Origin of the sequence: Bacillus cereus group sp. N8 (genome assembly GCF_016483685.1) — a bacterium.
In the GTDB taxonomy this organism is placed as follows: Bacteria; Bacillota; Bacilli; order Bacillales; family Bacillaceae_G; genus Bacillus_A; species Bacillus_A proteolyticus.
The window spans coordinates 72,096-97,396 of the sequence record NZ_JAEHBK010000010.1 but is presented as its reverse complement, the minus strand read 5'-3'; the positions used below and the strand labels follow the sequence as shown (position 1 = coordinate 97,396).

The window sequence follows — 25,301 nt, the reverse complement described above, 5'->3', positions numbered from 1 at the left end:
CAGTTGTCCGCATCTCTTACTATATTTCATCATTTTATTATCCCGCTATTTGCGAGCAGTAAAGCTACTCACTGAATAGAGTTTCACTTTATATTTACCCAAACACTTTTCACTTCTGTATAATTATCAAGTGCATATGAACCTAACTCACGTCCAATACCTGATTGTTTATATCCACCAAATGGTGCAGCTGCATTTTCTAAGTTATAATCATTAATCCACACTGTTCCTGCCTTTAATCTATTAGCAACTTGATGTCCAGTTTTAATATTTTGTGTCCATACCCCAGCAGCAAGCCCATATGAAGAGCGATTTGCTCTTTCAATTACTTCTTCTGTCGAATCAAATGGAAGTACAACGACAACTGGTCCAAAGATTTCTTCCTTAACAATTGTCATATCATCAGTAACATTTGTGAATACTGTCGGCTGAACAAAATAACCTTTTTCAAATGCACGTTCACCACCAGCTGCAACAGTAGCACCTTCAGCTCTTCCTTGTGCAATGTAATTTAGCACACGCTCTTGTTGTTTTTTAGATACGAGTGGACCCATTTCTGTATCTGTTTCCATCCCGCCTCCAAGTTTAATATTATTTGCCCTTTTTACAAGCTCTTCTACTACAGTTTCATAATGCTTCCGATGAACAAATACACGGGATCCTGCACTACAATTTTGACCATGATTATACATAATGCCCTGGAATGCACCGTTAATCGCTTCTTCTAAATCAGCATCTTCTAAAATGATATTTGGTGACTTACCACCAAGTTCTAAAGTTACATGTTTAATTGTTTCTGCAGATTGACGCATAATATATTTCCCTGTAACTGTGGAACCTGTGAAAGCTACTTTATCAATATCATGATGGTTTACAATTGCAGCTCCTGCTCCTTGGCCAAAACCTGGTACAAAGTTTACGACACCACTTGGAAAACCAGCTTCTTTAAATAGCTTCGCTGTATATAATAAAGATAAAGGCGTTTGCTCTGCAGGTTTTAGTACAATGGTACAACCTGTCGCAAGAGCGGCACCCATTTTCCAAGAAGACATAACGAGCGGAAAATTCCACGGAATAATTTGACCAACAACACCAACTGGTTCATGGCGTGTGTAATTTAAATAATCTTTTGAAATTGGAATGGTTTGCCCGATAATTTTTGTAGCCCATCCCGCGTAATAACGATAATTTTCTACAGTCGCTGAAATATCATCATCAAGTGCTACTTGATATGGCTTCCCATTATCTAAAGCCTCAAGCTGTGCTAATTCTTCTCTATGTTCTTCAATTAAGTCTGCTAATTTATAAATAAGATGCGCTCTTTCAGCAGTAGTCATTTCCGCCCAAGGGCCTGATTCAAAAGCAAATCTTGCCGCTTTTACTGCAATATCAACATCTTCTTCTTGTGCTTCACATACGACCGCTAGAACGTCTTCTGTCGCTGGATTGTATGTTTCAAATGTCTTCCCACTAATAGAAGGAACAAATTCGCCATTAATAAACATTTTAATTTCTTCATTTAAAAACGCTTTCACTTTTGGTTTCAGCTCAATGTTTGTCGTTAACATATATACACGCCTCCCTATTTAAACAGCTGCATGAGCTGCGATTTCGGATAATATCGTTTGAAGCTTTTGATCTTCTTCTTCAGTTAATCCTAATCTCGGATAACGAGAAGGTCCTCCGACTTGCCCGTGTAATTCCATTGATCGTTTAACGATTTGTACATATTTCCCAGACCCTTCAAGAAACTCACAAAGAGGTAAAATAGCATCGTTTATTTCCCATGCTTTTTCTAGTTCACCATTTTGAAAATGCTCATACATTTTCGTAACGAGACCTGGAACGATATTTCCAGCCACTGAAACCCATCCCGTTGCACCAACTAAATAAGATTCCATAACTAAATCTTCAGACCCACAGAAAACTTGAAAAGCACCTTCGCCTTGTCTTACTAAATCTCTCGCTTTTCGAATATCTCCGCTAGATTCTTTAATATGTGTAACATTTTCACACTCTTTTCCAATACGGAGCATTAGCTCTGTACTCATATCAACACCAGAAGTAAATGGGTTATTGTATAACATTATTGGTATATTTACAGCGTTTGAGATTTCTTTAAAATGAAAATAGATTTCCTCTTCCTTCGGTTTACAATAGTAAGAGTTTATAATTAATGCACAATCCGCTCCGTGCGCTTCTGCATGTTTCGTATATTCAATCGTTTCTTTCGTCGTCTCCGCAGCAGTTCCAACAATGACTGGAATACGGCCATCAACTTCTTTTAATACTGTTTCTACCATGTTAAATCGTTCTTCTTTTGATAAACTAACAAATTCTCCCGTACTTCCATTAATAATAATTCCAGCTACTTTTTTCTCAATAAAGTAGTTTACGTTTTGCTTTACACCTTTCCAATCAATCTCTTGAAACTCATCCATTGGTGTTATTAATACTGGAAATGCCCCTTTAATATTTTGCATCTTTATCTCTCCCTTTAACATTTTATTTTAATAGAAATCCTGTTGGAAACGGATCTGTAGGATCTAATAGAAACGTCTGCATGCCTGTAATAAACCCTCTACTTTCAAAACGGAAAATGTATCCTAGCTCTTCTTTCTTCACTTGTTCCACTGTTATAAAGCTATTAAAAATACTTTCATTTTTAATAGCTTTATCCGCTATATATTCATTTTTAAATAAAGCATGAACATAAGACACAATAGTAGAAACAAAACCTGGTGAACGCACTATAAAGTTATCTTCATGAAATGTAATCGACTTTATATGGTTCTTTTCTTTTTGCATAGAATCTACTAAAATAAGTCTTTTTATTAATGACTGTTTTTGTATAGCTTGAAGTGTAGCTTCACCCCATTTTTTTAATTTAGAGATGTTTTCAATACTGATTTCTGGCGAATACGTATCCTTTTCTACAACTGCATATACTTTATCTGCCTGTACGAGAGAGTAACTTATATTACCAACCTTTAAATTTTTCTCAATCATATAACATAGTTTACTTTCAAACGACACCGAAATAACTTCATCATTCTCTACATAGGCATGGACTGAAAATATTCCAGATAGTGTTTCAATTTTGTATTGATTAGACTCTCTCTTTTTTAAATATCCACTTTCTAGTAACATCGTTATTACCGCAACAATACCTCCATAATGAAGAGGAATAGATCCTTCATGATTAAAAAATAATACAGCTGCATCAACTTCCTTATGAATAGAAGGAACGACAATACATCCATTTAACCCAATAAAACCACGTGGTTCATTTAATAAAAGCTGCATTTCTTCTGCTAATTCGCCTGAAAATTGTTCATTTAAATGTTCTAAACTGTAGTAGTATTTGCATGGTACGTCCTTTATTACACGAAATGCTTCGCCAGCTACGTGCACATCTACTGCTGTATACATTTTTTGAATGTTCATTTTACATCCTCCGTTTCATGCTCCATCGGCGGAATTAGCAAAAAGCCTTCTTTAAGCGGATCCTTTTCATTGTAAAAAAATCTATGCATTCCCATAAGCCAAGCTGATCCCGTAATTTTCGTTACTACAGCTTCAATGTTTTCTACATATGTCGTATTCATAACACACCCTTTAAATAGTGAACCTACAATACTCTCATGAACGAATTCTTCATCGATGTCGATTTTTTTATGAGCGTATAATACAGCTAACTTCGCTGATGTTCCTGTACCACATGGAGATCGATCTATTCCTCCCGGCGGAACAACAACTGTATTTTTCACATGTGCACTTTCATGAGTAGGGTCTGTATAAAATTCAATATGTGTTAATCCTCTTATAAACGAATACTCTGGATGAATGATTTCAAACTTCTCATTAATTGTGTTTCGAATATGAATCGCCTTATCAATGATTGTAGATGCGTTTTCTGGTACTAACTCTAGTCCTACTGACTTCGCATCGATAATGGCATAAAAATTTCCTCCATACGCAATTTCAGCCTCTACAGTTCCAATTCCATCGACGTGTACAGAAATATTTTTCAGTAAAAAAGCAGGTATGTTACAGAAGGAGACTTCTTTCGCCTTACCATTTTGAACAGTAATATCTACTTCAACTAAGCCAGCTGGCGTATCTAGCTTTAAAGAAGTAACCGGTTCAACTACTGAAATTAAACCTGATTCAACTAAAGCTGTACATACACCGATTGTATCGTGGCCACACATCGGTAAATATCCACCTGTCTCTATGTATATAACACCTATATCAGCTTCAGGATGACACGGATCTGTTAATAGTGCTCCTGACATTACATCATGACCACGTGGCTCATTCATTAACAATTTGCGAATCCAGTCATACTCCTTTTTCATATGTAACATCTTCTCTGCCATCGTCTCTCCAATTAACTTAGGAAGTCCGCTAATTAATGTCCTCGTTGGATTTCCGCCCGTATGTGTATCAATCGTCGTAAAGACTTTCTGTGACCTCATCCGTTTAACACCCTTTCTGTAAAACGACTCAAACGAAGTGGTTCAATAGGAATGATTGTTTCTTTTTCATTTAATAACTCCTCAATCACTTTCCCAGTAACTGCCGCAAGACTAATTCCATCGCCTTCATGTCCTGCTGCTATAAAGTAGTTCGGAATATGTTCCACTCCTGAAATGATTGGCAAATGATCTTCTGTCCACGGGCGTAATCCAGCATATGAACGAATCACCATCATATCTGCCATTTTCGGATAAAAACGAATTGCTCTATTTGCAATACATTTAATAACCTCGTTATTTATCCTCGTATGAAACCCTACAAATTCTCTACTACTACCAATTAAAAAATTTTGACTTTCTGTTGGCTCAAACACAAGAGCTACCCCATATTTTTCAGTTAAAGCATCCACTTTTCGTTTTCCACCAAATTTAGAAATCAAATAACCAAATTCCATTACTTTACGGCAACCTACGTGCTGTTGCCTTGAGGCTACAATAATATGCCCTTTTCTCGGTTCGATTGGGATGTTTACATCTAACATCTGCCCGATTTTAGGAGCCCACACACCGGCTGCGTTCACAACTTGCTTCGCAGTAAACGTCCCATTTGTCGTTTCTACAATAAAGGAGCCGTCTATATCTCTTTTCATTTCTTTTACTTCTGTATGATTAAAAGCTTTCGCACCCAATTTTTTCGACTCTGCTAGAAGTGAAAATGCAAGGAGATATGGATTTACAGTAGAATCAGTTGCGCATTCTAAACCACCCAATAAATCATCCGCAAAAAATGGTGATTCCTCTCTTATATCTTGCCGATCAAGCATTCGAAACGGTAACCCAGCATCTTTTTGACGATTCACCCATTGCTGCGCTGCCTCCATCTCTTCGTCTGATTCACAAACGAGAATACTTCCTGGCGCCCTATATTCAAATGAGTGCTCCAATTCTTCACTTAATTCAGTTACTAATCTTTGACTTACTAACGACATTTGACTATCAAACCCTGGGTCTTTATCGATAGCCAAAATGTTCCCATCACACCGTGAAGACGTCCCACTGACAAATTCTCCTTTTTCAATGATTGTTACGTCTCTTCCGTATTTTGATGTGTAATACGCGATAGAACAGCCTATAATACCACCGCCTATTATTAAAACGTCACAGTGTCTCACATAGCACCCTCCTTTCTCCTAAATCTCTCACTTTCTATTTATGCAATTGGTGTGCCAACTCTACAGGCAGAACTATTTATATGAAATAATTTTTATTTGTAAAAATATTTTAAATTTATCGTAAATAGGTGTATTATTTTTTTATCACTGTCTAAATTTTTATACATAATAGGAGGACATTATGACATTTTCATTTCCAACAATAAAAGAGTTTATAAAAATTTTATCAATCGATCGTACAAGTATATTTAAGTACATGAAACAGGTAGGTGACAAATTTTATTACATCCATTCATCTACTGAAAAATGGAGTTGTGCAGTTATATATGAAAATGACTCTTTCAATGCTTTAATCGAAGCCTTTTCTAGCTATTCAGCGGTCGTTATTATAAGCGAAACTCAAGAACCTATATGCTGTATAACTGCTCAGCAAACGATTCCTTTTCTTTATAAGTATTACAATGAACTACAAGCTTTTTATAATACTGTTATTCAAACAACTGATTCTTCTGTTACAGTCATCGATGATAAAGAATACGTCCGTACTTGGACGGATGGCGCCGAAAAGATTTTTTCAGTCAACCATAATGAAATTATCGGACAAGCAATCACTCGTTTTTTTGATTATAAAGATTTAGAAATTTTACAATCATTACATGACGGAAAAAGTATAATCGCTCAATTCCATCAGCCTCGTCCTGATTTGTTCGTATTAATAAATTCAAACCCAGTTTACTGTAACGATGAAATTATAGGAGCAGTCGTTTCAGAAACAGATGTTACAAATCAAGTTGTATTGAATGAAAAACTATTTAATATGTCACATGAAATGCACCGGTTAGAGCAAGAAGTAGCAAAATATAAAGATACATCGGATCCTTTCCTTGCGATGAATGGAAAAAGCCCTGTTATACAAAGGACTATTCAATTAGCTAGAAAGGTCTGTTCAGTGAAATCAACCGTTTTAATACTCGGCGAAAGCGGTGTCGGAAAAGAAGTATTTGCGAAAGCAATACATGAAGCAAGTGAGGCAGCAAAGGCGCCTTTCATTTCAATTAACTGCGGCGCAATTCCAGAAGCGTTATTTGAAAGTGAATTATTCGGATACGAACGTGGGGCGTTTTCTGGAGCGAATAGTAAAGGAAAAAAAGGTAAAATAGAGCTCGCTCAAGGTGGTACTTTGTTCCTTGATGAAATAGGTGAAATGCCTCTCGATATGCAAGTGAAACTTTTACGTGTATTGCAAGAAAGAAAGTATTACCGAGTTGGTGGAGAGAAAGAAATAAATATTGATTTCCGTATTATCGCTGCTACAAATCGTGATTTACAAGAAGAAATGAGAAAAGGAACTTTCCGAGAAGATTTATACTATCGCTTAAATGTAGTTAGCTTGCATATTCCACCACTACGTGAAAGACGCGAGGACATTATTGAATTAACATACTCATTCTTAAATGATTTTTCAATAAACTATAACAGACCAATTCGAGACTTACCTTCAAATATTATGCATGAACTACTTCATTACAATTGGCCTGGTAATATTCGCGAGCTCCGAAACGTAGTTGAAAGACTCGTCGTATTTGCGACAGACGGCATTATTAAACAAGAATATTTACCATTTCATACAAATGAAACTTTAGACAATCATACAGCTCAATCCCTATTACTCAGCAACAATAATACGATTCTTTCTTTACAAGAAGAAATGGATGAGCACGAGAAGAAGGTAATTGAAAGAGCTTTACGCATTTTGGATGGTAATAAATTAGAATGTGCGAAACAACTTGGCGTAACGAGGGCCACTTTATATAACCGTTTAAAAAGGCTGGGGTTACAATAAAGTGAAACTTTAATCAGTGGGGGTTTTGTTCATCCCCACTTGATTATCAGCCCTCACCAATCGGGCTTTTACGGGCAGCCCGACCCCCACCTAACTTCTTTGCTTTCACTGAATTTTGAGGTGGAGTCTTACTGCCCGGCAAATAGCGAGATACCCCCCTCCCCCTCTATATTGGCATAGTTTTTGCATAATAATTTATGTAAACCGAACTAGAGGAGGAGTACATATGACGAATAAAGAGAACTTAATTGTTTGTCGTTGTGAAGAAGTTACATACGGACAACTTCAATCGACAATTGCTGAATATAAATGCTCGGCAAGAGAATTAAAACTAAGAACACGTGCTGGCATGGGATTTTGCGGTGGCCGCACATGTAGAATGATGATAGATCGAATGATTGAAAATGCAAACCCTGACATAACTCCTAATGAAATACCTTTAAAATATCAACCACCCGTGCGCGCGGTTACTTTTGGAGCGGTAGGTGAAAGTAAATGAGTAGAATTACAGATCACCCTATTTTAGGTAGTTTAAATAATAGTGAACGCATCACATTTCAATTTAACGGTCAACAATACGAAGCTTATGAACACGAAAGTATAGCTGCTGCCCTGTTAGCAAACGGAATACGAACTTTAAGGGTCCATGAAGATAGCGGGACACCACGAGGTATTTATTGTAATATCGGACATTGTTCAGAATGCCGCGTGACAGTAAATAATCAAACGAACGTAAGAGCGTGCTTAACTGTTGTAGAAGACAATATGGTTGTTGAAAGCGGAAAACAGCATCCAAATATCGTGAGAGAGATGGTGAAAAAGCAATGATAGATGTAATTATTATTGGCGCAGGACCAGCAGGATTATCAGCGTCTATCTCTTGTGCCCATTTTGGACTTAACGTACTTGTTATTGATGAATTTATGAAGCCTGGCGGAAGATTGTTAGGACAATTGCATCAAGAGCCTACTGGAGAATGGTGGAACGGCATAGAAGAATCCAAACGCCTTCACGAAGAAGCAAAATCACTTTTAGTCGATATTCGGTGCGGTGTTTCTGTCTTTAATTTAGAAAAAGATGAGAACTCTTGGCTCATACATACAAATATCGGTACATTAGAAGCACCGTTCGTACTCATTGCTACTGGGGCTGCTGAGTATTCTATTCCCCTTCCTGGCTGGACACTTCCAGGGGTTATGTCAATTGGAGCAGCTCAAGTTATGACAAATGTTCATCGCGTGCAAGTTGGAAAAAAAGGAATCATTATTGGCGCTAACATTTTGTCATTCGCTATTTTAAATGAACTACAGTTAGCTGGAATTAATGTGGATCATATTGTACTTCCTGAAAAAAGTGAGTTAAGCCAAAAAGCTGGTGAACCGGAAGAAGTTTTAAACTCTCTTTTAAATGCGGCACACCTCGCTCCTTCTGCTTTTTTGCGTATAGGTAGCCGTTTTATGAAATATGATTGGATTCGAAAAGCTGGATTAACCTTCTATCCAAATAACGGAATGAAAATAAACGGGACACCACTTCATCTCCGGAAAGCTGCACTTGAAATTATCGGTACAGATCAAGTTGAAGGTGTGCGTGTAGCTAATATTGATTCTAACGGAAATGTTATTAATGGCTCAGAAAAGATATATGAGGCTGACTTCGTTTGTATTGCCGGAGGTTTGTATCCTCTTGCTGAGCTTGCCGCTGTAGCGGGATGCCCTTTCCATTACATTCCAGAATTAGGCGGACATGTTCCACTTCATTCAGAAGAAATGGAAACCCCCCTTCCTGGTTTATTTGTAGCTGGCAATATTACTGGAATTGAAAGTGGTAAAATCGCAATGGCGCAAGGAAAGGTTGCAGGTCTATCTATTGCTAAACATGCAAGTGAGAAACGTGACGTAATCGAGCAACAATTACACCAAGCAATGCAAAACGTTCACTCTGTTCGTCAAAAAGCAGCAATTCAATTTAATCCCATGATTGATGTTGGCAGACGGAAGATGAATGAAATTTGGCGTGATTATTCTTCTGTATATGCACATACTAAAAAGAGCTGCTGAGATTACTCTCAACAGCTCTTTTCACTACTCTTCTGAGTTATTAAATTTCGCTAATGCGTAAATGCCTTCTTCATCATCTAATTCAAGTTGCAATCTTGCAGCAAATGAATTGACGTTGTATTCTCGATCAAGTAGTAAGCGTAGCGCTTCGATTAAGTTTGCTTGAATTAAAATTTGCTGGCGACCATTTACCTCTACTTCTGCAGAGAAACCGTAGTCATCATCATACATTAGTTCAACTGCAACTTCTTCTGGACCAACTTGTCTTTTTTCAGCGATATATACACAAAGTGCATTTATAAGCTCTTGTTCAGAAATTTTTATTGTTTCCATGCTACTTCATCTGCCTTCTTCTTACGTTGATCTTTGAAGTATTTAAATGCACGAACTGCTAACATTACGATACCAGCCATTACTAACATATTTACCATAAACGCTAATACAGAACCAAGAGCTCCCATATTTGCAAATAAGCTACCCATTAGTAAACCACCAAGACCACCTAGTAATAAGCCTTTCATAAAGCCACCTTTATTACTTTTTGGTGCTGTGTTTGTTGCTTTTGTTTTTGAATCTGTTGTCGTTTTTTGTGAATTTACATTAGAATCTTTTTTGTTTAAATCAACTTTTGAATTTTGACCAGAACTTGGTGTATATGATTTCTTACCAGATTTGTAACTTTTCGCTTCCGCGTGATTTACGAACATAAAGCTACTAGCTCCAAAGATAACCATGAATGCTGTCATTACTGCTACAAATTTTTTCAACATATTATATCCATTCTCCTTTTATATAGATATATGTGAAATCTACCTTTCTTTTAAAATAAGAATGATAGATTTATTTTAAAAACTTTTTAAAGGTTCTTATGAACTTATTATATGAACTTTTGTCGAAATATGCAAGTATTATTTACTTACGACAAATTTATGACATAGGAAAAATTAAGCAAAACAGAATTGACTTTAAATGAAACAAAACATATTATAAGTTCATAAGAACTTTTTATAATTTTGGAGGTGAAAAGATGGAAACATTTCATCTCACACGAAACGAAATGGCAACGCTCCTTCTATCACTTAGAGGATGGAATCCGAAAAAGCCTCTTAGCATTTTACAAGAAGCTTGGGCAAAGTCACATAAAAAAGATATTGAAAGCGGACAAAGCGTTACAGCTTTTATTACAACCGCACTTTCACCTATTTTTGAAAAATTAATTAAAATCGATGATACAGATGTTGGTTTTTCTTTAAATGAAATAGTTGCGCTTGGTAATCAGATTGAAAACACGAGTTTCTCTGTAACTGCTATGCAAAACTGGGTGAAACGAGATATAAAAGAAATGATTGGCTCCCCTCAAAAAGGGAAGAAATACTCAATCGAACAAGCAGCCTTACTATTTATTGTTGAAGATTTAAAAACGGCACTTGATTTTGAATCTATTCGTAAACTATTACGACTCATCGTAAACGACCCGGCCGATCGTAGTGACGATTTAATTAATCCTGTTCATTTATATGGTGCTTACTCCTCTTTATTTGAAGAACTAAATCAAGGGAATTGCATACAACTAAATGCTACAGATACAATTCATACGATTGAAAATATTGTAAAAGAAAAAGCGGATAAAATCGCAAGCAAGTTCGATCAAATAAATAACGAACAACGCGAAGCAATTCGTAACGCTATTATTATCGCTACACTATCTGTACATACCGCATATGTACAAATGTTAGCGAAACGATATGTGACAGCAACGTTATTTTTACAAAATTTAGATGTGAAGCCGTAAAAAGAGGAGCCATAGATTATGGCCCCTCTTTTTGTCATTATAAAAGATACGATTATATCGATGTTTCTATGTAGATAATAGGTTTATTTAATTTAGGAATGCCAATAGTTTCACATAGCCTCCTTTTTCAATTGTTTATTTTATCCAATGCAGATTTAACAAAGCCTGTTTTATCATCAGCATATTTATGTTTATTATTGGGGGTAACCTGTGACAATTTCATCTTTAACTGCTCATACTCAATCCGAGCAGTTTTATTATTTATTAAGTAGTTTCTAAAACACAATTGCTCAATTAAATATTTATTCCCCTTTTCATACATATGAATTTGATGTGTTCTCGGCTCTCCTTTATTAAAATAATATCTTTCAGGTAATACATCTTTTCTATACCTATATTTTAAATGCTCTAACCTAGCAATACATTTCACACCATTCTCAAAATTTTTCAATTCAATTGCAATATCAATAATAGGTTTTGCACTCAAGTATGGAATAGAAGTACTTCCAATATGGTGTGTTGCCAAAATATATTCTCCAATTTGGTCTTCAATTAATTGTTTCTCTTTTAAAAATGCAACTTCCCATTCCTCAGTCCATGGAACTAAAAAAACTTCACCACGGGGTAATCCTAACATTCATTTAACTCCTCCTGCATATAGCCCTTTTTATAGATATAAATTCCAAATATTCCACCTTTATTGTATAACATACAAATAAAAATCCCCCTATTTTTACTACATATAAAATGAGAATTTTTTAATATTCCTTTCATTCTCTCTTCATGAAAACTCAACTTATATCCTTTACTATAATACTTATGAGAGACATAAAAGAATTGAAATGGCAATCCCCTATATAAATAAGGTATAATCTACATATAGTGAACCTTTTATGTTGTTAAATAAAGGGGCTTATATTCAAAATTCATAAATTAGAAGGTGCAACAATGTTAAGTAGTTTTATTCACTCAGTATTAACATTTTTTGAAGGATTAGGTTATTGGGGCATTATGCTCGGACTTATGATTGAAATTATTCCAAGTGAGATTGTCCTTGCTTATGCGGGATACTTAGTATTCAATGGTAGTATCTCATTTGTAGGCGCAGTTATATTCGGTACAATTGGTGGTGTTATTGCCCAAATTTTTGTTTACTGGATTGGTCGATATGGTGGTCGCCCTGTATTAGAACGTTACGGTAAGTATATTTTCATACATAAAAAACAAATGGATGCTGCTGAAGATTGGTTTAATCGTTACGGAACTGGCGTAATTTTCACAGCGCGCTTCATTCCGGTAGTGCGTCATGCGATTTCAATTCCTGCTGGTATTACAAAAATGCCATTACTACGTTTCACTACTTTAACAGCACTTGCGATAATCCCTTGGTCTATCATTTTCATTTATCTAGGTGAAAAACTAGGTGAAAACTGGGAGAATATTAATGAAATTGCTGGACCGTATGTGAAATCTTTCGCTATTGGCGGGGTTGTTCTTATTATTTTATATTTCGTAATAAAAAAGTGGACAAAAAAACGTAAAAATCTTGCTTAAGATTATAATAAAAACCGCTATAAATTCATTTAGAATTATAGCGGTTTTTATTATTGGCTTCGCTAAGTTTTAGGAATTGTATAATTTCTTCTTTATGTTTTAAATCATGTTGAATGAGTGATGAAAAATAATTGTTTAATCTCACTCTTTTCGTGCCGAATTGGAAATCATCTTTAAAATTCCGGGCAGAAATTTGATTAATTTGATCAACTAACTGTTTACGAGTAAAGCTGAATTGATCTAATAGTTCTTCTTTTGAAATACCGGATCTCGCATATTTTATTGCACCCTCATTCATTTCCTCAACACCTGTTGGAACATGGGGTACAGATTGTCCACTTATAAAGTATGGAATTCTAAAATTCATTAAAAACTCATCCCAAATGATTAAATGTGAAATCACATCCGCAATTCCCCATGAACCTTTTCTAAAAGGTTCAAACCATACATCATTAGTTACACACTTCAATGTTTGGCACCATTCTATTAGTCTTAACTTTTCTTCTAGAATACTTTCTTTCTCCATAATTCATTCCTCTTTCACACTAATAATCGATTCATATATAACTTCTAGACATTACATAAAAACCCCTCCCGTTTAAGATTTACGTGGATAAGCAACCATTCAGTCATATAATTCGTATAGTAACTCAAAAGGAGTGATTTCCCCTATGCATTGGCAGCAAAAAGTACCATACTTAATCGGACGCCCTGTTGGTGTTTCCCTCATTAATGGGCAAGGGACATCCGGCGTTTTATGCGGCGTACAAAATAATCAATTATTTGTTTATGAATACCTTTACCAAGCTCAATTTGCAATGAAACATTATGATTTTAGACAAATTCAAGATATACACGCCTTTCCAAATTGCCCACACCAAAATCCTTTATATTAAAAAACAGGAACGGCTTAATTGCCATTCCTGTTTCTAAGTTGTTATTTCTCAGAGTAAAACTTATGCACTGCTTCATCGAAATAAATCCAGCCTTTCCAACCTAAATGAATCGTATCTTTTAAGAAATACTTATCATATTCATGGCTAGAAAAATCGACTACTGGGTATCCCGCTTTCTCGACTTGCTCGCGAACCTTATTATAATACACATCACGACGTTCTTTCGGGAAACCAGCGTAATCATACCACGGTCCGTTTACAGGCACAGAAATAAAGAGTGGTTTTATATTTTTTTCTTTGAAAAGATCTAAAACAATTTGTAAGTCATCATATTCTGGTGAATCATCATAAGATTCATTTGCTCTAAAGTTTTTTAAACCTTTTAATTTTTTCTTTAAATTATGTTTATAGTAATATGGATTTTCAATTCCGAATGTATTTGTTGTGGATCCCACTTTACCTTCTTGCTCCGCATGTTTACGTGCATCTTCCCAAGAAAGCGAACGTAATCCCATATTCGTTTTCTCTTTCATCGGTTCAATCTTAAATAGAGAGTTAAATAAATCTCGATGATCTAAAATGTTCCGATACATATACGCTAGCGGCTTAGCTAATCCAGCTTTTATGTTATGTTTTGTATCGTTATATATAATACTTTCTAGAGAACTACTTAAGATCGCGTCTTTACGAACAACTTTGTAATCTAATAAACGCTTCGCGATTTTTTTCTTCATTTCAGGATTTATTTCATCATTAAAAATAAAGTGATAGGCTTGTTGTTTGGAGAAATTATTTGTAAAATCCCCTTGTGACACACCGGTTTTTGTAAACCATTGTGGTGAAAGAACAAAGACTACCTTTTTACCTTCTAATCCATCCATTGTAGACGTCATATTTAAAATATGAGCCAAGCTTTGCGTACCACCAGTCCCTATTAAAAATGGAGTAAAGCCTGCCGGATTTACTTTAAAATAATTAGACGGATGATATGCATCCATTCGTAAAAATTCTGATGAACCATACATCGGTAAATACTGCGAATTCTCTAACATTTTTTGCTGTAAGAAAACACTTTGCAATTTTTCTTTTTGCAAGGAAGTTGCTGCATCTTCTACCTTTTTATCGCTTATTAGTGATACTAAACTCTTAGAGGGAATAAGCAATACAATGAAAAAAAGTACGCAAGCTAAAATAATTGGTCCGAAAACATGCTTCATCTTCATCTGCTATTCCTCTTTCTAGTACTATTAAATTGTAACCCTTGTTTTTGACACGTCATCATTTCTCTCCTTTTTCTCTATACATGTTCCATTCTATTTATCTATTATACATGTATGTATTTCCTTCCTTGTTCTATTAAGTCCTATACAAATAGCACAAGAAAATGTTTCCAAAGAAACACGTTAATTATACAAGATTCCACATAAATTTCACACTGGAATTTATGTAATAATTTTATTTTTAAACGGCGAGAAAACATTTGAAATGTCTATAACTCATTTGAAGCTATAAGAAAAAACAGACTATCACATACGTGAAGTCTGTTTCTCCATCACTTTACTTTTGTACATCTGCCCATTTTAAGCTTGTAGCTGGACCAAATTGATGTACATATAAGTCTTTCACATATGGCTTTTGTAAATACGATAATCCTCGCTGGAATACTGGTGCAATTACTGCATCATCCAGAAGCATTTTTTCAGCATCTTGCAGTGCTTTCCAACGAGCTTTTTCATCATTACCTAATTCAGTTTTAATCTTCTTAATTAACGCGTCATACTCTGGATTTGCATATCCTGTATTATTTACGGTACTTCCCGAAAGGAAAACTTCTAAGTATGTCATTGGATCTGGATAATCAGGTAACCAACGTGATAACGACATTTCATATTCTTTTTTCTTCTCGAGCGCTAGTTTTTGTGTATGTGGTTGTAATTTCACATTTACCTTTAAGCCTGGTAAATTTTTCTCAAGCTGTTCTTTAATATACTCGCCTACTTTTTTAAAGTTTTCTAAGTCATAGTTTAATAACTCCAGCGTTACTTCATTTGTTCCCGTTTCTTGCTTCGCCTTTTCCCAATATTCTTTCGCTTGTTTTACATCAGTCTTATTAAACTCACCTGCCGTACTTCTAAAATCTTTCTTATCTGGACCTTTTAAAAATCCTTTTGGTACGTAGTAGTTCGCAGCGACAGAACCATCATTTAAAAATGAAGTTGCGAGCCCCTTCTTATCAAACACAGTACTTAGTGCAAGACGGGCATTTTTATTTTTAAGAATTGGTACATTTTCATTGAAACGGAAGAAGTACATAACCGGATCTGTATATTGTTTTAGCTCTTTATTATTTTTATATTTATCTACGAATTCTGTGGAAATGACAGCCCTATCTACTTTATCTGTTTCATATAAATTTACCGCAGTTGAAATTTCTTTAACAATTTGATAGTTTACTTCATCTAACTTCACTTCTTTTTTATCCCAATATTTATCGTTTTTCTTCATTGTAAAACTTGCTTCATGCTTCCACTCTGATAATGTAAATGGCCCATTATATATCGCTTTATTTGCTTCTAACCCGTATTTATCGCCTTGCTCTTTCGCAAACTTTTCATTAATTGGATAGAAAGACGGTAAAATAAGTAGTTTCGTAAAATACGGTACTGGATGTTCTAACTCAACAACGAACGTTTTATCATCTTTTGCTTTCACACCTAATTCTTCTAAGCCTAATTGTTTCTTATTTATCTTCTCCGCATTTTTCACATCGTACGCGATATATGCATATTGAGAGACTGTATCTGGATTAATAAGTTGCTTCCAAGCATATACGTAATCATGAGCTGTTACTGGATCACCGTTAGACCATTTCGCATCACGCAAGTGGAATGTATAAGTCTTTCCGTCTTTACTCACTTCATATTTCTGTGCCCCAGCCTCAATCACTTCATCATTTTTCGATAAACGGAATAACCCTTCCATTACGTTATTTAACACGTTAAACGATACCGCATCAGTTACTTTTCCTGAATTTAATGACGGAATTTCACCCGTTTCTAGTAGCTGTAATACTTTCTTCTCATCTTTCGGCTTTGTCGTTGTTTTTTCTTTTGCGCAGCCCACTAAAAATGAAGAAACTAATAGAGTACTAACTAATGAGTAACGAACAACTTTTTTCATTTGAAAACCCCCTCTATTTTTTAAGGTAAGTAACGACGAGCACCCGCGTATTCTTCTATATATCCTGGTGTATTTAACGGAATAATTTCAACTGATCTTTCAGCTCTTGGTGAGTGAATCATATTTCCGTCACCAATATACATTCCAACGTGATGAACACTACCTTTTCCTTGGTTATGTGCAAAGAATATTAAATCGCCCTTTTGTAGGTTTTCTTTATCAACCGCAATTCCTGCTTTTGATTGTGGCCCAGAATCCCTCGGTATTGTAATACCATGTGATTTATAAATCGTATGTGTAAATCCAGAGCAATCAAATCCGAATCCACTTGTACCAGCCCATATATACGGTAATCCTAAAAACATTTTTCCCGTGTTTATTAAATCATCAGCTGTCGGCTTTGGAATATCATTTTGAGAACGGTAAACAGTTCCATCATTTTTTCGTAGCCATGCCTTCTGACCATTTGGTAACAATACACGGTATGAAATCGGATCTTCACTTAATAGCGGCAGTCGCGTATTATAACTGACTTCAAGTGATTTATGTTTTTCAGAAGGATTTATATACAAAATGGCTGTCGGTTTCGTTACTAATACGAAAGGTTCATTTGTTTTATCTGCAAATTCTTGATTATATGTTAATTGTTTTTCAGGCATCCAACCTGGATAGCCTTCTTCGTTTCGTGGAGTTGGCTGTCCGTGCACTAGTACTTTTACCCAATCACCTTTTTTATCAATTACTGTTACTTCTTGACCGAGTAGCGCTTGCGTTTCTAATTTATTTGCACTCGTTAACCAAAGCTTCTCATCAAGCGTCATTGATTTCGTCCACTTCCACAAATCAACTGGATTTGTTGCGCTCGGTGCATCAATTGGTCGTAATGAGTCAGGCGCAGTCCATAACGTTGCAGCAGATACATCTATAAATGCTTTATTATCCTTCTTCTCTTCAGCATTTGCCGAAGTAAACGATGAAAATATAAATAAAGTTGTTAAAAATGCAGTTCCTACTTTTTTCATATATATCCCCCTTAAAAGATAGTTTACTAGGTACTACTCCTAAGATTGTATATTCACTACAGAATGCAGGTTTACCTTTGGACCAGTGTAAGTCATTCCTTCTGGCTCTTCTACTAACCATAACGGTGCATCAAGATCAAAGTAATGAATGTTCGGATGTGCCGCAGCTAAATGGGCAACAGCACTAACTGAAAGTGAAGATTCCATCATACTTCCAACCATACATTTCACACCTGCTGCTTCCGCGATATCCGCAATTTTCCAGGCTTCTCGAATACCACCGCATTTCATTAATTTAATATTAATCAGGTCTGCATATCCTCCTTGGACAATTTTTAATGCGTCACCCGCTGAAAACATACTTTCATCTGCCATAATAGGCGTTTGTACATTGTCCTTTACGTACTTTAATCCTTCCCAATCTTTCGCATGAACTGGTTGTTCTACAAATTCTATATTTAAATTTCTATTCTCCATTTCTCTAATAATAGAAATCGCTTCTTTCGGTTTCCATCCTTGATTTGCATCTAAACGTAACGTTGTACTCTTTGGAACCACATTTCGAATTGCCTCTATGCGTTCCAAATCTAAATGCGCCTCTTTACCCACCTTAATTTTTAATGTTTGGAATCCCTTTTCGATATGCTTTTTCGTTTCTTTTGCCATTAATAAAGGTTCATCCACACTTACAGTAATATCAGTATAAATCTCTTTCTTTCCACCTAGTAATGCGTATAATGGTATGTTGTGAAATTGACAATATACATCGTATAAAGCCATATCTACCGCCGCTTTCGCACTTGTATTTCCTATACAGCTCATTTGAATGTGTAACAATAACGTTTGAAACTGCAGTACATCTTTATCAACTAATACAGAGCGAATTGGCCCTAATATTGCTTCCTCAATCCCGTTGGCAAAATCACCTGTAATAACCGGCGTTGCAGTAGCAGCTCCTTTCCCAACAATCCCTTCATCTGTATGAATAACCACATCTATACTTTCGATTTCCGTTACAGTACGGAGCGCTGTTTTAAACGGTGTATGAAGTTTTACGTGTCGACGTTTTACCTTCACATCAGTAATTTTCATTTTGTTCATCCTTTCGTTGTCTTTAGAGTGTAACTTTAATCCACGGGAGGCTTTTATTCTGCCTATTAATACGAAATAAAAAAATCCAGCCATAAGAAAATTCTTACGGCTGGATTTTGTCTATGAATGGGTAGACAAAGCAGCAATCTGATTATATTTTTTCTGTGCATCCTTTAGCGCTACAAGTAGCGCCTTTTGAGACGAACCGAAGTATCGATTTTTTATTTCTGTTACTAATGCTGGGTCATTAATATTTTTATGTAGAAACAAATATTTAACAAATTGAGATGTTAATGCAATTGTTGCTGAGCAATCTGCATCTACAATTTCCCCTGTATCCTTCTCAAGTACAAATGCTACAAAATAACTTTTGAACTTTTCGGTAATAGGATTATTTTGAGGTGCTTTCGCATCCCCTACGACGTAAATTGTATTTGAAGCGTACACAGCTATCTTCCTTTCTTATACGAGGATAATGGTTTTCTTAACAGACGTATGAGCTGTTAACTCAACGTTGATTAAAAAATGTATCCGCTTACCTTGTATTATATACAATTGACAGAATTTTAACAATATTTATTTTGACGTATATTCCATAATTATGAAAATCTATTTCAACAATTAAAAATGGCTCAAACTTCTCATTTTTACAATATGTCATTGCTCCTTGTACCATGACATTCATACTACAAACACCTTTTCCCTCATACATCAAAAAACAGTTAGCTATCGCTAACTGTTCCACCACTTCACTTTGGCAATACGAATATTGTTTCGTTGGACTTAGAAAATTGATACTCTTTTCTCGCAAACTTTAAAATTTCTTCTTCATTATCCGTTAAATTCTCGATGTTAGTCTTTAAAGAACCTTGATCTTTCTTTAATGAAACTAATTGTTTTTTTTGATTCGTTATTGTATCTTTTTTTTCACTTATTATTTCTTGTTGTTTCGTCAATATATATTGAACGTACAAAGTAGTTGCAGCGACAAAAATAAACATGAATATAAATCGCCTTAATTTCTTTTTATTTATTGCTCGATTGTCATTAGACTGTGATAGTTGCTCTGGTATATTAGGAACATTTACTCTTTTGAGTTTCCTCATTTTCAAATCCCCCTAACCCATATTTTTCACTACCATCGGCACGATCCTCTTACTAACTTAAATTCTATTCTTATAAAATAAGCTCCTTCACAAAAAAATCTCACAAATTAACCAATTAGAGATAGCGTTCGACGACATTTCCGTATTTGATATGAAAATTTTTATTTATGCTGCTATAAAATAGTAGTTTATGTTATTCTTTTTCCCCAATTGTAGAAAACATTTTTACACACATAAATTCCAGTTTTGCATACCGATGTTATAACATGCTTACAAGGAGGAAAAGCGATGCACTACCGTACATTAGGTAAAACTGGAATTATTGTTTCTGAAATTGGCTTTGGAGCGTGGGCGATTGGCGGCGATGAATGGGGTCCTGTTAACGACAAACAATCTATAACCGCTATGAAGAAAGCAATTGAATGCGGCGTAAACTTTATTGATACTGCTGATGTATACGGTTTAGGACATAGTGAAAGGTTAGTAACTCAAGCAATAAGAGAGCACCGTAATAATATCGTTTTATCAACGAAAGGCGGTTTAATTGGGCATCACTATGATCCAAGTGGAGAGCCTGTTTATAATACTGCCGAAAAAGTAATCGCAGTATTTGAAACTAGCTTACTGCGCTTAGAAACAGATTATATTGATGTTTATTTCTGTCACATTTGGTGGGATAAACAAGAAGAAACAGAAGCATTTTTACGCGCATTTGAAATATTAAAACGGGACGGAAAAGTAAGAGCTGTTGGTGTTTCAACTCACGACCTACAATATATAAAACATTTCAATAAAAACAATGAAATTGATGTTGTGCAACTTGATTACAACATATTAAACCGAAAACCAGAAATCGACATACTGCCCTACCTACAAGAGAACAATTTAGGAGCTGTTATACGCGGACCTTTAAAAATGGGGATATTAACTGGAAAGTTTACAAATAAAACAACTTTTCCTGACGGAGATTTACGCAAAGAATGGCCAAAAGAAAAGTGGTTTCAAGAAGATTTACAAAAAGTAGAAAAATTAAGGTTACTCTCAAATAAAAATCAGACATTAGGACAACTTGCACTTCGCTACGTCCTCTCCCATCCAGCAGTATCGGTCGCAATTCCTGGCGCAAAAACAGAAACACAAGCGAAAGAAAATGCAGATGCAACTACCCGTCCGATCCTTACAAATGAGGAATTAGCGTATATTCAGTCAATATAAAACAAGACCAGCATTTGGATTTTTCCAACTGCTGGTCTTGTTTTACTTTTAATATTGTAAATCAATATCATATTCCATTATCTTCGCTGTTTCTTCAGCAACCCGAACACCTAACAAATTTTTTACAATATGAAATGACATATTAATTCCGGCTGAAATTCCACCAGACGTAATAATATGCCCCTCATCTACAAACTTTACATTTTCTAATACTTCAACATTCGGAAAATTATTTCTAAAGTTTTCAATACTATCCCAATGTGTTGTCGCTTGTTTTTCCTCAAGTAAACCTGCTTTAGCTAACAAAAGCGCTCCAGTACAAACAGAGGCCATTAGCTTCACTTCTTTCATCTGCTTGCGAATTCAATTTATTACAATTTTATTTTCTACTTCGTTTTCTCTAACACCTAATCCACCAGGAATAATTAAAATATCAACTGGAGGTAAGTTTTCAATGCTATAATCCGGTTGTACCTTTAATCCGTTCCGCGCCATAATCATTTCCCCATCTTGGCTAACGGTATGTACAGTAAATGGTCGTTCGCCATTCGTTGTAGCAACGGAAAAAACTTCAAACGGCCCCGCGAAATCTAACACTTCCACTTCATTAAATAGAAAAATCCCTACATTCCAGCGATTAATCATAAACTTACTTCCCCCTGCAAATAATGTAAAAGATGCTCATGCCCTTTCTCTAATGCAATATCGTATGCTGTTTTCCCATCATTTTTCTTAATCGTTTTATTAGCCCGATTTTCAAGTAATAATATAATTATTTCTTCATTTCCTAATAAAGCTGCTTCATGAAGACCTGTCCAACCACCACTTTGAACTGCATTCACATCTGATCCCTTTTCAATTAAGAAAGCTACAAGCTCGCTTTGTTTGTTCGCAATTGCCGCTTGAAGTGGTGTATTCTCATTTTCATTCTTTGCTCTAACATGTATATCTGCACCATTTTTTAAAAGAAAACTTGCTAATTCTATTTGTCCAAAATAAGCTGCTAAATGAAGTGGTGTCCAGCCATCTTCACTAAATTCGTTAACAACACTTGGATCAATCTTTATTAATTCTTCTACCTTTTCCTTGTCGCCGCTTATGACTGCTTGTGATATTGATTGTAAATGTTTCATAATAATCCCCCCGTTTTCAAATTATTTGAATATCCCTTTCTATATGTTCTATTCATTATTATATTTTCCTTTTCAAATTAATAATTTACATAATAATGTTATTTTATTGTTTTTTTGATAATAGTGATTAAACTTAATTATCCGTTTTAAATATTTAAATTTTCTGTTAAAGTGATCGTATTATGCTTAATAAAGGAGAGAGACTATGTTACAAGTAATGCCTTTAAACACTGAAGACTATGATTTAATTAGAGCTGCTGAAAAAGTAATCGAAAAAAACTATAAATATGGTCGTCATCATATCGGTTCAGCTGTACGAACCAACACGGGTAATGTGTATGCAGCAGTACATGTTGAAGCAAATGTTGGAAGAATAACAGTATGCGGTGAAGCTATGGCAATCGGAAAATCTATTTCAGAAGGTGATCATGAATTTGATACCATTGTAGCAGTTGCTCACCCACATCCTCATGAAGATATAGAAAAATGTTGGGTTGTCGCTCCATGTGGTATGTGTCGAGAATTAATAAGTGATTACGGAAAAAATACGAATGTTATACTTTCTTATAATGGTGAACTTGTAAAATGTAGCGTTATGGAATTATTACCTGAAAAATATACATGTGAAGTAGAATAATCATTCATGCTTTCAATTTATCAAATAATATTATTCCAATAAAAAACAATCCATTTTAAAAACGGATTGTTTTTTAAATTTCATTTTTATACAGTTTATTTTTCTTGTTTCTATCATTAAAAAATACAATAAAAAAATGAAATTTAAATATATATGTACCCTCTATACTAACTTTTTCATTCGAAAATAAAAAATGAATTTTACCTTACATTTGAAAAAAACACATATAAAATATCTATAATTACTAATCTTATCATACTAATCTATAACAATTCTGCCTTCTTCCCTTACCTGTATCCTTTAAAACATAAGACTTTAAAACGAGTGCTGTTAGTGAATCTGTTAATGTTTTATATGATAAATTTGAAAGAGCTAATAGATCGTTCGTATATAACATTCTATGCTTCTCTAATAATAATAGTACTAATCTTTCTGACGGTTTTAATGTTTCATCACTTTCTAGTATAAAATCTATATTTTTCATATTCCTACTACTTACTCCTTATATAAAAAAATGATATTAGTAGTTATTTAATATAAAAATACTACATAACAAATTTGAAGATATAGTAAAATAACATACCATTCAAACACTATTATACTATAACATATAAAAGGCATTTCCCCAAATTGGAAATGCCTTTTATACTTCTTCCTCTTACTTATATAATTGGTATGATTGTTCTAGCCCTATATTATATTTTGTATTATTGTCCGTCCATTCTCCCCCTAAGTTTCCTGGCCATCCTGATGTATTGGCAACATATTTAAGTAACTCCCAATCAACCAATCCTTTTTTCACACCGCGTTCATACGATTTAACCATATTAGAAATCGCTATTGTTGCATTTATTTGTGAATCTATTAAGCTCTCTTCCGATAATTGTGCTGGTGCTAAACCATCACGATGTAATTGAAACAGACCGAAAGATGTCCCTTTATCCCCTATTGCTTTTCGATCAAATTTTGTTTCATGATCAGCAATAGATAATGGTATCCACTCTGGAATACCATACCTCTTTGCAACTTCACTAATTACTTGTTTATTATTTTTAATCTCTTTCTGCTTTTCGTAGTTAGTATAAATTACATAACTTAAAGTAAATAGCGTAAGTAATATGAATATATACTGTAGCGCTTTTTTCATCATTTCATCTCCTGCTTTATGTATGTTTCACCTTCTATATACACTATAAGACTTTTATGTGACATTCATTTGACGAAATAATTTTAATCATACATAAGCAGTTACATTTTTAACTATTACCTAAAAACTACAATTCTTATAAAAAAATCTTTCAACACATACAACCAATCAGCCTTTCATGTATAGTACATGAAAGGCTGATTGATTTTCACTACACTTTTTTATGTATACAGTATATCCCCGCTATAATAAAACAAATTGAAATTATCGATAAAATTGTACCATGAATTTCATAAAATGCAGTAAAGAATTTCCCGCTTGGTCTATCCCAAATTTCTAATGAACCCGCGTAAATTGCGGAAGTTATATATGTAAGCCCGAATAGGAGAACTCCCGAAAGAACATAGATTACTCCAATATTTTTCATTATTAGCTCACCTCCATTAATTTTATTTGTGAATAAACAAAAAAGACCTTTATACGTTAAAGATCTTTTTCATCTTATTTTTATTACTAAAAACGCCAGAATCTAAAACAAAAACTCACTTTAGGATACGTATCTCCATATGCAAATTAAAGACTATACGGTTGTCAGCGTCTTCTCGATTACCATTTTTTACATTAAATATTTCTTGCAATATGTGGTTTGCTGTAGTGACTCGTTCCACCGCCACCCACTATTACTTTACCGCCTTTTTTGAAGATTAATAATTTACTTGAACCATCTGAAAGTAGTACTATTACTTCAGCATGATCACTCGTCGCTACATAGATTACATAACCACTTTTTGAAATACAAGTTTCCCAATGCTTATCAAATTCTGATCTTACAACCCGATTAGAATACACTTGATTTTCAATTCTTCCTTGTTCTTCGTTTTCCAAATTTAATCTCCCTACTTCCCTAAAGTATCATTTATATTAAAAAAACAGCCCCAATAAGAATAGTGACCACCTTGAATATAAATAGT

30 protein-coding genes and 1 pseudogene are annotated in these 25,301 nt (G+C 34.7%); 9 read left to right on the top strand and 22 right to left on the bottom strand.

Annotation, left to right across the window (positions count from 1 at the left end; genetic code table 11):
• Positions 1-83 precede the first annotated feature (83 nt).
• The 5 genes from JDS80_RS16390 to JDS80_RS16370 are packed head-to-tail and all read right to left on the bottom strand — an operon-like array spanning position 84 to position 5,653.
• The gene (locus tag JDS80_RS16390; protein ID WP_098889384.1) at positions 84-1,568 is read right to left on the bottom strand and encodes an aldehyde dehydrogenase family protein; all 1,485 of its coding nucleotides are present in this window, start codon (positions 1,566-1,568) and stop codon (positions 84-86) included.
• Between the two features lie 18 nt (positions 1,569-1,586).
• Complete coding sequence (dapA, locus tag JDS80_RS16385; protein ID WP_199639288.1) at positions 1,587-2,483, bottom strand: 4-hydroxy-tetrahydrodipicolinate synthase; 897 nt, start codon at positions 2,481-2,483, stop codon at positions 1,587-1,589.
• A 22-nt stretch (positions 2,484-2,505) separates the two neighbouring features.
• Positions 2,506-3,447 carry a proline racemase family protein gene (locus JDS80_RS16380; RefSeq protein WP_199639286.1) on the bottom strand — a complete coding sequence of 314 codons (942 nt, stop codon included), beginning with the start codon at positions 3,445-3,447 and terminating at the stop codon, positions 2,506-2,508.
• Positions 3,444-4,481, bottom strand: coding sequence for a proline racemase family protein (locus tag JDS80_RS16375; RefSeq protein WP_071746193.1), 1,038 nt, complete (start codon positions 4,479-4,481; stop codon positions 3,444-3,446). The genes JDS80_RS16380 and JDS80_RS16375 overlap by 4 nt, the downstream gene beginning before the upstream one ends.
• Positions 4,478-5,653 (bottom strand): NAD(P)/FAD-dependent oxidoreductase, encoded by a 1,176-nt coding sequence (locus JDS80_RS16370; RefSeq protein ID WP_071746194.1) that lies wholly within the window; start codon positions 5,651-5,653, stop codon positions 4,478-4,480. Before JDS80_RS16370 ends, JDS80_RS16375 begins: the two co-directional genes overlap by 4 nt.
• A 181-nt stretch (positions 5,654-5,834) precedes the next feature.
• Here JDS80_RS16370 and JDS80_RS16365 point away from each other — a divergent pair, with 181 nt between their 5' ends.
• The 4 genes from JDS80_RS16365 to JDS80_RS16350 all read left to right on the top strand — a co-directional run bounded on the left by JDS80_RS16365 (position 5,835) and on the right by JDS80_RS16350 (position 9,556).
• Positions 5,835-7,496 carry a sigma-54 interaction domain-containing protein gene (locus JDS80_RS16365; protein WP_199639284.1) on the top strand — a complete coding sequence of 554 codons (1,662 nt, stop codon included), beginning with the start codon at positions 5,835-5,837 and terminating at the stop codon, positions 7,494-7,496.
• 226 nt (positions 7,497-7,722) lie between these two features.
• A complete protein-coding gene (locus JDS80_RS16360) occupies positions 7,723-7,995 on the top strand; it encodes a (2Fe-2S)-binding protein (RefSeq protein ID WP_071746196.1) in 273 nt (90 codons plus the stop codon).
• Entirely contained in the window at positions 7,992-8,324 is a 333-nt protein-coding gene (locus JDS80_RS16355; protein ID WP_071746197.1) for a (2Fe-2S)-binding protein, read from the top strand. The genes JDS80_RS16360 and JDS80_RS16355 overlap by 4 nt, the downstream gene beginning before the upstream one ends.
• Positions 8,321-9,556, top strand: coding sequence for an NAD(P)/FAD-dependent oxidoreductase (locus JDS80_RS16350; RefSeq protein ID WP_071746198.1), 1,236 nt, complete (start codon positions 8,321-8,323; stop codon positions 9,554-9,556). The genes JDS80_RS16355 and JDS80_RS16350 overlap by 4 nt, the downstream gene beginning before the upstream one ends.
• A gap of 24 nt (positions 9,557-9,580) precedes the next feature.
• Here JDS80_RS16350 and JDS80_RS16345 read toward each other — a convergent pair whose 3' ends face one another.
• Together JDS80_RS16345 and JDS80_RS16340 are read right to left on the bottom strand one after the other, a co-directional pair.
• Positions 9,581-9,889, bottom strand: coding sequence for a YxcD family protein (locus JDS80_RS16345; protein WP_071746199.1), 309 nt, complete (start codon positions 9,887-9,889; stop codon positions 9,581-9,583).
• Positions 9,877-10,326 (bottom strand): hypothetical protein, encoded by a 450-nt coding sequence (locus tag JDS80_RS16340; RefSeq protein WP_000913423.1) that lies wholly within the window; start codon positions 10,324-10,326, stop codon positions 9,877-9,879. The genes JDS80_RS16345 and JDS80_RS16340 overlap by 13 nt, the downstream gene beginning before the upstream one ends.
• 257 nt (positions 10,327-10,583) lie before the next feature.
• On the opposite strand from JDS80_RS16340, the gene JDS80_RS16335 reads away from it, so the two are divergent.
• On the top strand, positions 10,584-11,348 hold the full coding sequence (locus JDS80_RS16335) for a DUF1836 domain-containing protein (protein WP_000447222.1): 765 nt from the start codon (positions 10,584-10,586) through the stop codon (positions 11,346-11,348).
• Positions 11,349-11,475: 127 nt separating this feature from the next.
• Here the strand turns inward: JDS80_RS16335 and JDS80_RS16330 are convergent, their stop codons facing one another.
• A complete protein-coding gene (locus JDS80_RS16330) occupies positions 11,476-11,985 on the bottom strand; it encodes a GrpB family protein (RefSeq protein WP_098889379.1) in 510 nt (169 codons plus the stop codon).
• 311 nt (positions 11,986-12,296) lie between these two features.
• Here JDS80_RS16330 and uptA point away from each other — a divergent pair, with 311 nt between their 5' ends.
• Entirely contained in the window at positions 12,297-12,902 is a 606-nt protein-coding gene (gene uptA / locus JDS80_RS16325; RefSeq protein ID WP_071746201.1) for an undecaprenyl phosphate transporter UptA, read from the top strand.
• 25 nt (positions 12,903-12,927) lie between these two features.
• Here the strand turns inward: uptA and JDS80_RS16320 are convergent, their stop codons facing one another.
• Complete coding sequence (locus tag JDS80_RS16320; protein WP_098889378.1) at positions 12,928-13,428, bottom strand: DinB family protein; 501 nt, start codon at positions 13,426-13,428, stop codon at positions 12,928-12,930.
• Between the two features lie 145 nt (positions 13,429-13,573).
• Here JDS80_RS16320 and JDS80_RS16315 point away from each other — a divergent pair, with 145 nt between their 5' ends.
• Entirely contained in the window at positions 13,574-13,798 is a 225-nt protein-coding gene (locus tag JDS80_RS16315; RefSeq protein WP_002032598.1) for a hypothetical protein, read from the top strand.
• 41 nt (positions 13,799-13,839) lie between these two features.
• Here JDS80_RS16315 and dltD read toward each other — a convergent pair whose 3' ends face one another.
• The 7 genes from dltD to JDS80_RS16285 all read right to left on the bottom strand — a co-directional run bounded on the left by dltD (position 13,840) and on the right by JDS80_RS16285 (position 20,198).
• Complete coding sequence (gene dltD, locus JDS80_RS16310; RefSeq protein WP_071746203.1) at positions 13,840-15,021, bottom strand: D-alanyl-lipoteichoic acid biosynthesis protein DltD; 1,182 nt, start codon at positions 15,019-15,021, stop codon at positions 13,840-13,842.
• 334 nt (positions 15,022-15,355) lie between these two features.
• Complete coding sequence (locus JDS80_RS16305; protein ID WP_090813539.1) at positions 15,356-16,978, bottom strand: peptide ABC transporter substrate-binding protein; 1,623 nt, start codon at positions 16,976-16,978, stop codon at positions 15,356-15,358.
• A gap of 20 nt (positions 16,979-16,998) precedes the next feature.
• Positions 16,999-18,000 (bottom strand): C40 family peptidase, encoded by a 1,002-nt coding sequence (locus JDS80_RS16300; protein WP_071746205.1) that lies wholly within the window; start codon positions 17,998-18,000, stop codon positions 16,999-17,001.
• Between the two features lie 39 nt (positions 18,001-18,039).
• Positions 18,040-19,101: a dipeptide epimerase gene (locus JDS80_RS16295; protein ID WP_180237364.1), complete on the bottom strand. Its 1,062-nt coding sequence runs from the start codon at positions 19,099-19,101 to the stop codon at positions 18,040-18,042.
• A 111-nt stretch (positions 19,102-19,212) separates the two neighbouring features.
• The gene (locus tag JDS80_RS16290) at positions 19,213-19,539 is read right to left on the bottom strand and encodes a DUF3870 domain-containing protein (RefSeq protein WP_002012954.1); all 327 of its coding nucleotides are present in this window, start codon (positions 19,537-19,539) and stop codon (positions 19,213-19,215) included.
• Positions 19,540-19,627: 88 nt separating this feature from the next.
• Positions 19,628-19,903 carry a hypothetical protein gene (locus tag JDS80_RS32120; protein WP_071746207.1) on the bottom strand — a complete coding sequence of 92 codons (276 nt, stop codon included), beginning with the start codon at positions 19,901-19,903 and terminating at the stop codon, positions 19,628-19,630.
• Positions 19,842-20,198 carry an FtsB family cell division protein gene (locus tag JDS80_RS16285; protein WP_071746208.1) on the bottom strand — a complete coding sequence of 119 codons (357 nt, stop codon included), beginning with the start codon at positions 20,196-20,198 and terminating at the stop codon, positions 19,842-19,844. The genes JDS80_RS32120 and JDS80_RS16285 overlap by 62 nt, the downstream gene beginning before the upstream one ends.
• A 288-nt stretch (positions 20,199-20,486) precedes the next feature.
• Between JDS80_RS16285 and JDS80_RS16280 the strand changes: the two genes are divergently transcribed.
• Positions 20,487-21,413 carry an aldo/keto reductase gene (locus tag JDS80_RS16280; RefSeq protein WP_071746209.1) on the top strand — a complete coding sequence of 309 codons (927 nt, stop codon included), beginning with the start codon at positions 20,487-20,489 and terminating at the stop codon, positions 21,411-21,413.
• Positions 21,414-21,461: 48 nt separating this feature from the next.
• Here JDS80_RS16280 and JDS80_RS16275 read toward each other — a convergent pair.
• Positions 21,462-22,058 (bottom strand): annotated as a pseudogene (locus tag JDS80_RS16275) (DJ-1/PfpI family protein).
• Positions 22,055-22,546, bottom strand: coding sequence for an ankyrin repeat domain-containing protein (locus JDS80_RS16270; protein ID WP_071746210.1), 492 nt, complete (start codon positions 22,544-22,546; stop codon positions 22,055-22,057). The pseudogene JDS80_RS16275 and the gene JDS80_RS16270 overlap by 4 nt, the downstream one beginning before the upstream one ends.
• A gap of 205 nt (positions 22,547-22,751) precedes the next feature.
• Between JDS80_RS16270 and JDS80_RS16265 the strand changes: the two genes are divergently transcribed.
• Positions 22,752-23,183 (top strand): cytidine deaminase, encoded by a 432-nt coding sequence (locus tag JDS80_RS16265; protein ID WP_071746211.1) that lies wholly within the window; start codon positions 22,752-22,754, stop codon positions 23,181-23,183.
• 253 nt (positions 23,184-23,436) lie between these two features.
• Here the strand turns inward: JDS80_RS16265 and JDS80_RS16260 are convergent, their stop codons facing one another.
• The 4 genes from JDS80_RS16260 to JDS80_RS16245 all read right to left on the bottom strand — a co-directional run bounded on the left by JDS80_RS16260 (position 23,437) and on the right by JDS80_RS16245 (position 25,215).
• A complete protein-coding gene (locus JDS80_RS16260; RefSeq protein WP_000789035.1) occupies positions 23,437-23,667 on the bottom strand; it encodes a hypothetical protein in 231 nt (76 codons plus the stop codon).
• A 174-nt stretch (positions 23,668-23,841) separates the two neighbouring features.
• The gene (locus JDS80_RS16255) at positions 23,842-24,333 is read right to left on the bottom strand and encodes a transglycosylase SLT domain-containing protein (protein WP_098889375.1); all 492 of its coding nucleotides are present in this window, start codon (positions 24,331-24,333) and stop codon (positions 23,842-23,844) included.
• A gap of 208 nt (positions 24,334-24,541) precedes the next feature.
• Entirely contained in the window at positions 24,542-24,757 is a 216-nt protein-coding gene (locus JDS80_RS16250) for a hypothetical protein (RefSeq protein WP_071746213.1), read from the bottom strand.
• Positions 24,758-24,951: 194 nt separating this feature from the next.
• The gene (locus tag JDS80_RS16245) at positions 24,952-25,215 is read right to left on the bottom strand and encodes a hypothetical protein (protein ID WP_000426648.1); all 264 of its coding nucleotides are present in this window, start codon (positions 25,213-25,215) and stop codon (positions 24,952-24,954) included.
• Positions 25,216-25,301 lie beyond the last annotated feature (86 nt).